General features: G+C 59.1%; 10 protein-coding genes. 5 read left to right on the top strand and 5 right to left on the bottom strand.

The features are described from left to right. Positions 1–115: 115 nt before the first annotated feature. A complete protein-coding gene (gene gabT, locus H4V98_RS13215) occupies positions 116–1,408 on the bottom strand; it encodes a 4-aminobutyrate--2-oxoglutarate transaminase (RefSeq protein ID WP_196863777.1) in 1,293 nt (430 codons plus the stop codon). 183 nt (positions 1,409–1,591) lie between these two features. On the opposite strand from gabT, the gene H4V98_RS13210 reads away from it, so the two are divergent. The 3 genes from H4V98_RS13210 to H4V98_RS13200 all read left to right on the top strand — a co-directional run bounded on the left by H4V98_RS13210 (position 1,592) and on the right by H4V98_RS13200 (position 6,433). Next, the gene (locus tag H4V98_RS13210) at positions 1,592–2,983 is read left to right on the top strand and encodes a PLP-dependent aminotransferase family protein (RefSeq protein ID WP_196863776.1); all 1,392 of its coding nucleotides are present in this window, start codon (positions 1,592–1,594) and stop codon (positions 2,981–2,983) included. Between the two features lie 72 nt (positions 2,984–3,055). Further along, positions 3,056–5,680: an alanine--tRNA ligase gene (gene alaS / locus H4V98_RS13205; protein WP_196863775.1), complete on the top strand. Its 2,625-nt coding sequence runs from the start codon at positions 3,056–3,058 to the stop codon at positions 5,678–5,680. A gap of 300 nt (positions 5,681–5,980) precedes the next feature. Next, the gene (locus H4V98_RS13200; RefSeq protein ID WP_196863774.1) at positions 5,981–6,433 is read left to right on the top strand and encodes an SH3 domain-containing protein; all 453 of its coding nucleotides are present in this window, start codon (positions 5,981–5,983) and stop codon (positions 6,431–6,433) included. A gap of 299 nt (positions 6,434–6,732) precedes the next feature. On the opposite strand, the gene egtD is transcribed toward H4V98_RS13200, so the two are convergent. Further along, positions 6,733–7,764 (bottom strand): L-histidine N(alpha)-methyltransferase, encoded by a 1,032-nt coding sequence (gene egtD, locus H4V98_RS13195; RefSeq protein WP_280757533.1) that lies wholly within the window; start codon positions 7,762–7,764, stop codon positions 6,733–6,735. A gap of 328 nt (positions 7,765–8,092) precedes the next feature. Here egtD and H4V98_RS13190 point away from each other — a divergent pair, with 328 nt between their 5' ends. Then, positions 8,093–8,731, top strand: a complete 639-nt coding sequence (locus H4V98_RS13190) for a DUF6806 family protein (protein ID WP_196863773.1) — start codon at positions 8,093–8,095, stop codon at positions 8,729–8,731. 6 nt (positions 8,732–8,737) lie between these two features. Here H4V98_RS13190 and H4V98_RS13185 read toward each other — a convergent pair whose 3' ends face one another. Continuing rightward, positions 8,738–9,154, bottom strand: coding sequence for an RcnB family protein (locus tag H4V98_RS13185; protein WP_196863772.1), 417 nt, complete (start codon positions 9,152–9,154; stop codon positions 8,738–8,740). Positions 9,155–9,238: 84 nt separating this feature from the next. Continuing rightward, complete coding sequence (locus H4V98_RS13180; protein WP_196863771.1) at positions 9,239–9,835, bottom strand: 3'-5' exonuclease; 597 nt, start codon at positions 9,833–9,835, stop codon at positions 9,239–9,241. A 78-nt stretch (positions 9,836–9,913) separates the two neighbouring features. Between H4V98_RS13180 and H4V98_RS13175 the strand changes: the two genes are divergently transcribed. Next, positions 9,914–10,171, top strand: coding sequence for a hypothetical protein (locus tag H4V98_RS13175; RefSeq protein WP_196863770.1), 258 nt, complete (start codon positions 9,914–9,916; stop codon positions 10,169–10,171). A gap of 124 nt (positions 10,172–10,295) precedes the next feature. On the opposite strand, the gene rpoD is transcribed toward H4V98_RS13175, so the two are convergent. Next, complete coding sequence (gene rpoD, locus H4V98_RS13170; RefSeq protein ID WP_280757532.1) at positions 10,296–12,479, bottom strand: RNA polymerase sigma factor RpoD; 2,184 nt, start codon at positions 12,477–12,479, stop codon at positions 10,296–10,298. Positions 12,480–12,713: the final 234 nt, after the last annotated feature.

Below are 12,713 nucleotides of genomic sequence, written 5' to 3'. Positions count from 1 at the left end.
AGGCCTGATTCTGGAGGGCTAAGGGCGGTCGCCGTGCTGCAACCGTACGCGCAACATGCATGCCAGAATGACTGACGATGTTTGTTCAATAGCATGCCTGCGCATCATGGACCGATCAGGCCGCAGCGTCAAAGCAGTCCGCCATGATGGCCAGCCCTTCGTCAAGCAACGCGTCACTGGCGGTCAGCGGCACCAGGATGCGGATGACATTGCCGTAAGTGCCACAGGTCAGCAATATCAGGCCGCGCGCAGTGGCCTCGGCGGTGATGCGCCTGGCCAGGTCGGCGTCGGGCTGCTTCACATCGCCGTTCTTGAACAGCTCTACAGCCACCATGGCGCCCATGCCGCGCACGTCGCCAATGCAGGCGTGGCGGGCGGCCATTGCCTTGAGCGCTGCTGTCAAACGTTCGCCGACATCGCGGCTGCGCTGCAGCAGATCTTCCTTGTCGAATACGTCCAGCACGGCCAGCGCAGCGGCGCAGGCAATCGGGCTTCCAGCGTAGGTGCCGCCCAGGCCGCCGGGCGCGGCCGCATCCATGACGTCGGCGCGGCCCACCACGGCTGAAATGGGGAAGCCGCCCGCCATCGACTTGGCCATGGTGATCAGGTCAGGCGCCACGCCGCTTTGCTCCACGGCAAACCAGGTGCCGGTGCGTCCGGCGCCGGTTTGCACCTCGTCGCAGATCATCAAGATGCCGTGCTGGTCGCACAAGGCACGCAGGCGCTGCAGCATTTCGGGCGGCGCCACGGTAAAACCGCCTTCGCCCTGCACCGGCTCGATGATGATGGCGGCCACGCGTCTGGCCTCGATGTCGTTCTTGAAAATCGCTTCCACCGATGCGATGGAGTCCTCGACCGTCACGCCGTGCAGCGCGTTCGGGAAGGTGGCATGAAAAACTTCTGCCGGAAAAGGACCGAAGCCGGCTTTATACGGAACCACCTTGCCGGTCATGGCGAGCGTCAGTAGCGTGCGGCCATGGTAGCCGCCGCTGAAACAGATCACGCCCGAACGGCCGGTAAAAGCGCGGGCGATCTTGATGGCGTTTTCAACCGCTTCCGAGCCGGTGGTCAAAAACAGGGTTTTTTTGAGGAAATCGCCTGGCGCTTTGGCGTTGATGCGTTCGGCCAGCTCTATATAAGGCTCATAGGCCAGCACCTGGAAACAGGTGTGGGTGTATTTGTCGAGCTGGTCTTTTACCGCCTGGATCACGGCTGGGTGACGGTGGCCTGTGTTGAGAACGGCAATGCCGCCGGCAAAGTCGACGAAGCGCCGGCCTTCGACATCCCATATTTCCGCATTTTCGCCGCGCGCAATGAAAATCTGGTGGCTGTGGCCCACGCCACGCGGAATGGCGGCTTCGCGTCGGGCAAACAGGGTGGCATTGGTCAAATGAGGTTCACGGTGCATGGGAAACATCCTTGTGGGTAGTTGACGTCCGGGCTCGTCATCGGTTGTTGAGCTTATGCCTGTACTTTAGGCACGGCAGCCCGGCGTTACCATATACAGATAACCTCTGCTGCGCGGTGTACTGTGCTGCCAGCACCACCTGTACATACAAACCCTTTGCCCCTTGTTGGGGCCTGCTTTTCCATGTTCGTACTTGATCCCCAGTCATCCGTTGCGCTGGTCACCCAGATCGTCGGGGGATTCCGGCAGATGGTCGATGATGGTGCATTGCGCCCCGGCGCCAAGCTGCCATCCATCCGCCAGTTTGCCCATGCCCATGGCGTGAGCGTCTATACCGTGGTTGATGCCTATGACCGGCTGGTGGCCCTCGGTTATTTCCAGTCGCAGGCCAATTCAGGTTTTTTTGTTCGCAACCGCGTCATTCCGGCCGCACTGTTCGTGGACGCTTCAGGCCCTTACAGCTTTGACTCGATGTGGTATCTGCGGCGCATTTTTGAAAACCGTGCACTGCGCTGCAAACCCGGCTGTGGCTGGCTGCCTGGCGACTGGCTGTTCACCGAAGGCATGCGCCGCAGCTTGCGCAACCTGGCGGCCGAGGGCGTCGATCTGGGTGGCTACGGCGAGCCCAAGGGCTATTCTCCGCTGCGTCAGGTGGTGCGTGACCTGCTGGCCAGCCGCGAAGTCGTGGTCAATGTCGAGCAGGTGCTGCTGACCCAGGGTTCCAGCCAGGGCCTGGACTTGGCCGCGCGCCAGCTGGTGCGACCCGGCGACGCCGTGCTGGTCGATGAGCCGGGCTATGCCAACTTGCTATTCTCGCTGCGCTTTCTGGGCGCCCGGCTGGTGGGTGCGCCACGCACCCCGGCGGGCTACGACCTGGACACGCTGGAAGCGCGGATCATCCAGCACCGGCCCAAGGTGTTTTTTACCCAGCCGCGCATGCAAAGCCCGACCGGCTCCACCGCCGTGCTGTCGCACCTGCACAGGGTGCTGCAGCTGGCTGAAAAGTACGATTTTGTGGTGGTGGAAAACGACATCTATGCCGACCTCGACCCCGAGTCGCGCCCTTCGCTCGCCAGCCTGGACCAGTTGAAGCGGGTGATCTACATCAGCAGCTTTTCCAAGACCATCTCCCCCAATATCCGCACCGGCTACCTCGCCGCCGCCCCCGAACTGCTGGAAGACCTGGCGCGGCTGAAGATGATCTCGGGCCTGACCTCCTCCGAATTCACCGAGCGCCTGGCGTATGGCGCGCTGGTGGACGGCCGCTGGCGCAAGCACATCAAGACCCTGCGCGACCGGCTGGCGCTGGGCCAGCGGCGCCTGGCCAGCCTGCTGCTGGCGATTGGCTTCGAGCTGTTCTGCGAACCCAAGGCCGGCATGTTCCTGTGGGCGCGCCACCCGGCCATCCAGAACGCCGGCGAGCTGGCTTATAAAGCGGCCGAGCAGGACATCCTGCTGGGACCGGGCCACCTGTTTTCAGTCGATCTGGAGCCCAGCCCGTGGCTGCGTTTCAATGTCGCCTGGTCCGACGACGATGCCTTGCTGCGTTTCCTCGTGACCCTCAAAGCCGCCTAAAATCAGCCGCTTGCCTGCATTTGCAGCAGCCCGATTCTGTTTTATGCCATTTCCTGAGAGTTGAACCCACCCATGAGCACACCCGACTTCACCGTTGCCGACATCCGCAAGACCTTTCTCGACTTCTTCGCCTCCAAGGGCCACACCGTGGTGCCCTCCAGCTCGCTGGTGCCGGGCAATGACCCGACGCTGATGTTTGTCAACTCGGGCATGGTCCAGTTCAAGGACGTGTTCCTTGGCACCGACAAGCGGCCGTATGTGCGCGCCACCTCGGTGCAGGCTTGCCTGCGCGCCGGCGGCAAGCACAACGACCTGGAAAACGTCGGCTACACCGCGCGCCACCACACCTTCTTTGAAATGCTCGGTAATTGGAGCTTTGGCGACTACTTCAAGCGCGAATCGTTGAAATGGGCGTGGGAGTTGCTCACAGAGGTGTACAAGCTGCCCGCCGACCGCCTGCTGGCCACCGTCTATGAAGAGGATGACGAGGCCTACGACATCTGGACGAAGGAAATCGGCTTGCCGCCCGAGCGCGTGATTCGCATCGGCGACAACAAGGGCGGGCGCTACAAGTCCGACAACTTCTGGATGATGGCCGACACCGGCCCCTGCGGCCCCTGCAGCGAAATCTTCTATGACCACGGCGACCACATTCCCGGCGGCCCGCCTGGCAGCCCCGGTGAAGACGGCGACCGCTTCATCGAAATCTGGAACAACGTGTTCATGCAGTTCAACATGGCCGAAGACGGCTCGGTAACGCCGCTGCCCGCACCTTGCGTTGACACCGGTATGGGGCTGGAGCGGCTGGCGGCCATCCTGCAGCACGTCCACAGCAATTACGAAATCGATATTTTTGATGCGCTGGTGAAGGCCGCTTCGCGCGAAACCGGCGAAAAAGACCTGGGCCACAAGAGTTTGCGCGTGATTGCCGACCACATCCGCGCCACGTCTTTCCTCGTCAGCGACGGCGTGAACCCGTCAAACGAAGGACGCGGCTACGTGCAGCGCCGCATCATCCGCCGCGCGATTCGCCACGGTTACCTGCTGGGCAAGAAAACACCGTTTTTCCACAAGCTGGTGACCGACCTGGTGCGACTCATGGGCGATGCTTATCCCAAGCTTCGCGAACAAGAGGTGCGCATCACCGCCGTGCTCAAGGCCGAGGAAGAGCGCTTCTTCGAGACGCTGGAAACCGGCATGCAGATTCTGGATGCCGCGCTGGCCGATGGCGTTCAGGTGTTGCCGGGCGAAGTGGCTTTCAAGCTGCACGACACCTACGGCTTTCCGCTTGACCTGTCCGCCGATGTGTGCCGGGAGCGCGGCCTGAGCGTGGACGAAGCCGGTTTTGCTGTCGCCATGAACCAGCAAAAAGCCCAGGCCAGAGCCGCCGGCAAGTTCAAGATGGACCGCGCGCTTGATTACACCGGCAACATCAACCTTTTTACTGGTTACGGACAACTGGAAGAAAGTTCAAAAATCATAGCAATTTATATAGACGGGATAAGCGCACAAGCCTTAAAAGGTGGTCAAGGCGGTGTGGTGGTGCTGGACTCGACACCGTTTTACGCTGAAAGCGGCGGCCAGACGGGTGACGAAGGTGAACTCATCAGCGGTTCAGCCCATTTTGCCGTCAGCGACACGCTCAGAATCAAGGCCGACGTGTTTGGTCACCACGGCACGCTGGAAGAAGGCACGCTCAATGTGGGCGACTCTGTGAACGCACAGGTCAACAAGGCGGTACGCGCTGCCACCGTGCGCAACCACAGCGCCACGCACCTGATGCACAAGGCGCTGCGCGAAGTGCTGGGAACGCATGTGCAGCAAAAGGGCAGTCTGGTGAATGCCGAGCGCACCCGCTTTGACTTTGCGCACAACGCGCCCATGACCGATGCGCAGGTTCGCGAGGTCGAAGTTCTGGTCAATGCCGAAATCCTGGCCAACAGCGCCACCGATGCCAGCGAAATGGACATGGAGTCTGCGCAGCAATCCGGCGCCATGATGCTGTTTGGCGAGAAATACGGCGAAACCGTGCGCGTGCTCAGCATCGGTTCGAGCAAGGAACTGTGCGGCGGCACCCATGTGGGGCGCACCGGCGACATCGGCCTGTTCAAGATCGTCGCCGAGAGCGGTGTCGCCTCGGGCGTGCGCCGTGTCGAGGCTGTCACCGGTCAAAACGCGCTGGCTTACCTGCAGTCGCTCGAGTCCACGGTGCAGTCGGCTGCCGGCAGTCTCAAGGCCAGCCCATCCGAATTGCAGAACCGTATTGGCCAGGTGCTTGAGCAGGTCAGGTCGCTTGAAAAGGAAGTCACTGCGCTCAAGGGCAAACTCGCTTCGTCGCAAGGCGACGAATTGATGCTGCAAGCAGTCGATGTGAATGGCCTGAAGGTGCTGGCTGCCCAGCTCGAAGGGGCGGACGCCAAGACACTGCGCGACACCATGGACAAGCTCAAAGACAAGCTGAAAACGGCCGTCATCGTGCTGGCGGCGGTCGATGGCAGCAAGGTGCAGATCGCGGCGGGTGTGACCAGCAACGCTACGTCCAAGGTCAAGGCTGGCGAACTGGTCAATTTTGTTGCCAGCCAGGTCGGCGGCAAGGGCGGCGGCAAGGCCGACATGGCGATGGCTGGCGGCACCGATCCGTCAGGGCTGGAGGCGGCGCTCAAATCCGTGCAAGCATGGGTCGCTGATCGCGTCTGAAAATAAAACTGGAACGGTCCCTACAGCGGGCACTTGCAGCTTTTTATTCAAGAGCTGCAAGTGCCCGTTTTTATTGAACAAGAACTTTATATTGTTCGAGTAAAAAATAGCGCTCAAGTGCATGGACGGTGTGGGGTTTCCTGGGCGCGGGTGCGGATAACACACCCGGGAGATTGACGCGTCATCGCGCTGGGTAATTCCCCGTGTGCGACTGCGCGATAGGGCCGGTTTGGCTGTATCGGCATAAGGTGAAACAATGAAACGTCGTTTTTTTGTTTCAAGTCATACAACTGGAGTCTCATGTCCCGATTGAAAAGCCTGTCCGGCGTTCTGGCCGCCCTGTCGCTGGTGGTGTTTGCCGCAGGAGTACAAGCCAAGGAGATGGTGAGCGTGGACCGCGCAGTGGTCAACATGCGTTCGGGCAGCAGCACCAAGCACCCTGTTTTGTGGGCACTCAGCAAGGGCTATCCACTCGAAGTGACCCGCCGCCAGGGCAACTGGTTGCAGGTGCGCGACTTTGAGAATGACAAAGGCTGGGTTTACCGGCCAATGGTGAGTAAAAAAGCGCATGTGATTGTGAAGGGGCGTGTGGTGAATGTTCGCAGCGCGCCGAGCACCAACAGCCGCATTCTCGGCAAGGCTGAATACGGTGAGGTTTTGCGCACATTGGAAAGCCAAAGCCAGTGGGTGAAGGTGCAGCGCGATGGAGGAACCAAGGGCTGGATCTCTCGTGGGCTGGTTTGGGGCTGGTAGGTCAACCTCGCAGGTTGATTTTCACGCAGCGCATGAGGGCCGCAGGCTCGCGTGGATTAGGTTCTCAAGCAGGCGGCGGTGTAGCAGGCGTATTTGATGCCGTGAATGGCGTCACTATGGCTGCGGGTCAGTTGCCAGGAGATGTGGAAGGGGCAATCCAGGCACCCGCTGCCGTTCAGGGCAAGAGGCTGGTGCACTGATCAGCTTGCTGGAAAACGGGATTCAGTGCGGCGCTACAGGCATGAGTGATTGGCTTGGCGACAAAAAGCAGGAAGACGGCGTAAAGCCGTAGCGCGTTGCTATGCCGCAGCCCAGAACACCGCAAACCACTGCTGTGGATCGGTCCAGTGGCGTACCTGGCTAAATCCGGCCTGCTTCAGCAAGTCAGTCATCGATTCGACCGTGTATTTGTACGAGCTTTCGGTGTGAATCCGCTCGCCCGCAACGAAATGACGCGAATGGCCAGGCCAGGTGACCCTCAGGTCGCTCAGGGCCTCCAGGTGCATTTCAATGCGCGAATGTTCAGCGTTGAACACCGCAACATGCTTCCACTGGCGCACATCGAAGTCTGCAGCCAGCAGTTCGTTCACGTTGCGCAGCAGGTTTTTATTGAAAGCCGCTGTCACCCCAAGCGCATCGTCGTATGCCGCTTCCAGTGTGGCGGTGTCCTTGACCAGGTCGATGCCGAGCAGCAGGCCGCGCGCCTTGCCTTGCGCCTTGTCGGCAATGTTGCGTAAGAATGCCAGTGCCTGTGCCGGCTGAAAGTTTCCCAGGCTGGAGCCGGGGTAAAAATACACACGGTCATGCAGTTGCACTTCATCGGGCAGGCGCAAACCGGCTGAAAAATCCATGCCAACGCCAACAATGTCGAGCGCCGGAAAACTGTTTTGCACCTGGCCAGCCGCATCCCGCAAAAAATCTGCCGAAATATCGACTGGCACATACTGACGCGGCGTGATCACCGGCATCAATGCCAGCGCCTTGGCGCAGTTGCCCGCACCCAAGTCGATCAGGCACGGATCATTCAGGCCGGTTTGTGCCAGTGCGCTTGCGATCTGTGTCGAAGCGGCCTGGAAAATGCCGGCTTCTGTGCGCGTCGGGTAGTACTCGTCCAGGACCGTGATGGCTTCAAACAGTTTGGAGCCCAGGGTGTTGTAAAAAAATTTCGGCGACAGCGCAGCCGATTGCGCGGTCAAGCCTTGCGTCAATTCACTGGCGATGCTGCCGGTTTGAAGCTCGCTGGATTCGCTTTCGCGCAGATTGATGAAGCGGGGCGTTGGCACGGACGATGCCGCAGACGGCAGTTTGAAAAGCAGGTCGTTAATTTTCACGGGGGGCCTTGGCGTGTAATGCAAACAGCGTTTGATTGGAAAACGTTTTCAGCTTGCGCTCTGTAGGACTGTGTCGTTTAGGGGCAGTGGGCGAACAAGCCACCACGTTCAGTCTCTCACCATACCGCTTTTACACGGGCGTGTGGATGGCACAATACCATTCAAACGTTTCAGGAGCGGCCCAAGCCCCGAATCGAAATCGCTCACCACGGGAGCGCTCCATGTTTTGAGCCGTATCTGTCAACAGGCTCACGCTTTGCAGGCGTACAAAATGCATGGGGCGGTATTTCGGTCCCATAGACCCATTGAAACTGGATAAGATAATTCCATGTCGCGTTACAACACCCCTTTTGAAATTCACGTCCACGGCGAAGTGCCCCTGCGCGCCGATGTTACCTTCGAGCAAATTCAGGAAGCACTCAAGCCTTTGTGGAAATATTCCGGTTCCAAGTCGCTGGCTGCAGGCGCTGCCAGCGTTTACGAGGAAGAGCCAGGTATCCGGTTTGACGCTGCCAAGCATTTATTGCAAATGTGCTGGACAGTTCCTGGCGGCGACGATTTCCGCCAGTCCCTCGACGAAATGTGCATGGGGCTGAACGAACTGGCTGAAGTTGGCGCGCCGATTGAAGTCACTTTCTACGATGCCGACTTCGACGAGGAAGAAGAGGGCAGTGAGGAAGAAGAGGCGCGCGATGACTTCGTCATCTTCTTTGTCGGCCCGACACCGGCGGCCATCATGCAGGTCCAGCGAGACCTGCTGGTGCAAGACCTGATCGGCCTGATGGAGCGGCATTTCGACGGCTCCGAACTAGGCGAGGTCGTCGAGGCCGTCGACAAGCTGTTCGGCCGCCGTTTTGACGACCTGGTCAATTCCATGCAGTTGGGACGGCCGCCCCGCGGCTCAGGCGGCTCGCAGGGCGGCTCCGGCCATGGTAACGGTGGGCGCAAACCGCGCCATCTTCACTGAACCGGTTTATCGGCTCAGCACCAGTTGCGCAATGATGCCGGTGGCGATCGCAATCAATACATAGTCGGAGCCGACCTGCACCCATTGCTGGCCACGCGGTGGCGCATTCAGGTGATGGTCACGCCAGTTGGTCACGACATACTGGCGGTTGCGGTATTCCCGTGGGATATAGCCGCCACGATGGTAGTGTGGACCCCGGGCACCGTAGTTCCGCTCGCCGCGCGCATCATGACGCTTGTGGCCGCCGTGGTTGCCGTAATAGTTGGCGTTGCCATGGCGCTGATCATGCCGGTCAATATTCCGGTGACTCGAATCATGCCCTTTCTTCCCCGGGCCGCGCCGGTCGTCGTTGTCTGCTAAAGACAGCGAAGCAAAGCTGAAGGATGCGGCAGCAATGGCGCAAATGATAGTTTTAGATGTCATGGAGTCACTCCAGTGGTTGGTGAAACCTCATCTTGACCTGTCCATATATCGCCCGCGCAAATATTCAGACTCGTTTTGTAAAGATCAGCCCAGCCCCAGCGCCTGGTAAACGCGCAGCGCCGCATAAGCATCGTTGGCCGCATAGATCAGCTGGGATTCCTGCAAATGGACATTGGCCCAGTTCGAGGTGGTGGCCTTGCGAGACTTGATGAAACGCTGGTTGAACATCACGGCCACCGCGCCGCGCACGCCCATGTCCTTGCGATAGCCGCGTTCCCTGAAAACGGTGTTCAGGTCAAGCACGCCCTGTGGGTCGACGCCGAGCTTGTGGATGATGCGGCGGCGGTCGTCGCCCAGCCCGAAGCCGGCCTTGACGACCTCTTGCGCCTCCAGCAGCAAGGCGACGGCTCGCCGGCATTCAGCGTCTTCCAGCTGAAAGATATAGGCCCGGTCCAGTGTGGAAAGCTGGACGATGTGCGGCCCGGTAGAGGCTTCGTTCTTGGCAAACGTCGGTTTCGACTCGGTGTCAAATCCCAGCGCCGTGACGCCGTCAAGTTCTTTCAGCGCACGCGTAGCCTGCTGCGCCGTTGCCACCAGATGAATCTGGCCCAATTCAAGGCGCTCGAAAGGCGCCAGCAGCGCGATCTGGTCCTTGTCCGGGGTGGGGTGCAATTCAGTCATGAAATCCAATGCGTGAAAATAAGGGTAGAGCTTACCGCCCCCGTTTGCAAATCCATCAACTCCAGCATTGACCCAACCATGGCCACAGCCAAAAGCATCACCACCGAACACTACAAGCTTTTCCCGTCGCCGAGAAACCGGCACCGGGCGTTGTTCCAGTACGAGGTGTTCGTGCCTTATCCCTACATGCTCATCGACCTGGAAAGCTATAACTTTCAAGGCAAGTACAGCCTGTTTGCCGCCTACCGGCTGAGCGACCAGAAAATGGGTCAGCTGGTCACTGTTGACCTGCCCGAAGACGAAGCCCGGTTCAACACCCGGTTTGTGCCGGATTGAGTCCGAACATTCAAGCCCAGCTGGTGGCGTTGCTCTAAAAAAAATAGCTGGAAACGCCCGCTGGACGGGCGCTAACCAGCTATTTCTTTGTAGATTTGACAGCGCGTAACGCCGTGCTATCGGTTTACAGCGTGTCGATAAAGCTGCGCAGCTTGTCGCTGCGGCTTGGGTGCTTGAGCTTGCGCAGTGCCTTCGCTTCGATCTGGCGAATGCGCTCGCGTGTCACGTCGAACTGCTTGCCGACCTCTTCCAGCGTATGGTCGGTGGACATTTCGATGCCGAAGCGCATGCGCAACACTTTGGCTTCGCGCGGCGTCAGGCTGTCGAGGATGTCTTTCACCACATCGCGCAAGCCGGCCTGCATCGCCGCTTCAAGCGGCGCGGTGTTGGCGCCGTCCTCGATGAAGTCGCCCAGGTGGCTGTCATCGTCATCGCCAATGGGCGTTTCCATCGAGATCGGCTCTTTGGCGATCTTCATGATCTTGCGGATTTTTTCTTCCGGAATCTCCATCTTCTCGGCCAGGATGCTGGCGTCGGGCTCAAAGCCGAACTCCTGCAAGTGCTGGCGGCTCAGGCGGTTCATCTTGTTGATGGTCTCGATCATGTGCACCGGAATGCGGATGGTGCGCGCCTGGTCGGCAATCGAGCGGGTGATGGCCTGGCGAATCCACCAGGTTGCATAGGTCGAGAACTTGTAGCCCCGGCGGTATTCGAACTTGTCCACCGCCTTCATCAGGCCAATGTTGCCTTCCTGGATCAGGTCGAGGAATTGCAGGCCACGGTTGGTGTATTTTTTGGCAATCGAAATCACCAGCCGCAAATTGGCCTCGATCATTTCCTTCTTGGCATCGCGCGAGTTCGATTCGCCCTCGTTCATGCGCTTGTTGATGTCCTTCAAGTGCAGCAATGGCACCACGACGCGCGCCTGCAATTCGCCAAGCTTGGTCTGCAGTTCCTGAATCGGCGGAATGTTGCGCGCCATCACGGTGGACCAGGGCTTGGCCGAAGCCACCTGTTTTTCAACCCATTTCAGGTTCAACAGGTTGGGCGGAAAATCCTTGATAAAGGTTTCCTGCGGCATGCCGCACTTTTCAACAATGATCTTGCGCAGCTCACGTTCCTTCTTGCGCACATCGAGCACCTGGCCGCGCAGCAGATCGCACAGCTTTTCAATCGTCTTGGCGGTAAACCGCACTGTCATCAACTCGTCGCTGAGGGCTTTTTGCGTTTTCAGGTAAACCGGCGTGCCGTAGCCTTCTTTTTCGTAGGTTTTCTGGACTTTTTCGGCATACGCGCCAACTTTCTCAAAGCGGCTGAGCGCTTCCTTTTTCAGCTCTTCGAGCTTTTTGGTCAGCGCCTTGGAGCCACCCTTGCCGTCGTCGTCGTCGTCTTCGTCGAATTCGTCGAAGTCTTCCTCGGCCACATAGTCGTCGGCCTCGTTGGCCACAGTAAAGCCGTCGACGACCGTCGAAATGACAACCTTGCCTTCGCGGATCTCTTCGGCCAGCCGCATGATTTCGGCAATCGTTGCCGGGCTTTCCGAGATGGCTTCCATCATGCGCATCAGGCCGCCCTCGATGCGCTTGGCAATCTCGATCTCGCCTTCTCGCGTCAGCAGCTCGACTGTGCCCATTTCACGCATGTACATGCGGACCGGGTCGGTGGTGCGGCCAAATTCGCTGTCCACGGTGGACAGGGCGGCTTCGGCTTCTTCCTCAGCCTCTTCTTCGGTCGCCACGGTGGCGCCGGTATTGTTCAGCAACAGCGTTTCGGCGTCCGGCGCCTGCTCGTACACCGCCACGCCCATGTCGTTGAGCATGTTGATGACGACTTCCAGCGTTTCGGCATCGACCAACTTGTCGGGAAGGTGGTCGGAGATTTCACCGTGTGTCAGGTAGCCGCGGGTCTTGCCGAGCTTGATCAGGGTTTTCAGGCGCACGCGGCGTTTGAGGATGTCTTCTTCGGACAGCACGGTTTCGTCCAGGCCGAATTCCTTCATCAAGGCGCGCTCTTTGGCCTTGCTGATCTTCATGCGCAGAGGCTTGACCTTCTCGACTGTGGCCGTTACTTCGACCGCTGCCGGCTCTTCGGCAAATTCGGCTTCGATGTCCGACATGTCTTCGTCACCATCCAGCCCGGATTCATTTATTTTCCGGCCACGCTTCGGTACGGCTGCGGCTGTCGGTGGCACGCCTTCGGTGGCAGCCGCCTTGGGTGGACGACCGGCTTTCTTTTTGGCAGGTGCAGCGCCTTTGAGCAGGGCGTCTGCAGCGGCGAGAAGTTGGGCTTGGGTGGATTTTGGCTGCACGGCAGGAACTTTCTTCAAGGGCGTATCGGTTTTTGCAGAATTCAAGGATTTTTTGGCCAGCAGGGCTGACTAAAAACAGGCTGTAATGGATATGGCGTTTTTTTTGGCTTTTTCAACCTTTAAATCCGCAGGCCATTCACGCACTGTTGCACTGACCACGGTCAGGACGCACGAGGCAAAAAATCAGGATTCAAATCGGATGCAGTAATAAATCAGGACAGCTTGTGCTTTTGC

The sequence above is a fragment of the Polaromonas sp. CG_23.6 genome (assembly GCF_029892315.1).
In the GTDB taxonomy this organism is placed as follows: domain Bacteria; phylum Pseudomonadota; class Gammaproteobacteria; order Burkholderiales; family Burkholderiaceae_C; genus Polaromonas.
The sequence above is the reverse complement of the archived record's forward strand: the minus strand, read 5'-3'. Positions and strand labels throughout refer to the sequence as shown.

Coding starts and splice junctions, on each gene's coding strand:
- gabT (WP_196863777.1), bottom strand. CDS start 1,408: ATGCACCGTGAACCTCATTTGACCAATGCCACCCTGTTTGCCCGACGC.
- H4V98_RS13210 (WP_196863776.1), top strand. CDS start 1,592: ATGTTCGTACTTGATCCCCAGTCATCCGTTGCGCTGGTCACCCAGATC.
- alaS (WP_196863775.1), top strand. CDS start 3,056: ATGAGCACACCCGACTTCACCGTTGCCGACATCCGCAAGACCTTTCTC.
- H4V98_RS13200 (WP_196863774.1), top strand. CDS start 5,981: ATGTCCCGATTGAAAAGCCTGTCCGGCGTTCTGGCCGCCCTGTCGCTG.
- H4V98_RS13190 (WP_196863773.1), top strand. CDS start 8,093: ATGTCGCGTTACAACACCCCTTTTGAAATTCACGTCCACGGCGAAGTG.
- H4V98_RS13185 (WP_196863772.1), bottom strand. CDS start 9,154: ATGACATCTAAAACTATCATTTGCGCCATTGCTGCCGCATCCTTCAGC.
- H4V98_RS13180 (WP_196863771.1), bottom strand. CDS start 9,835: ATGACTGAATTGCACCCCACCCCGGACAAGGACCAGATCGCGCTGCTG.
- H4V98_RS13175 (WP_196863770.1), top strand. CDS start 9,914: ATGGCCACAGCCAAAAGCATCACCACCGAACACTACAAGCTTTTCCCG.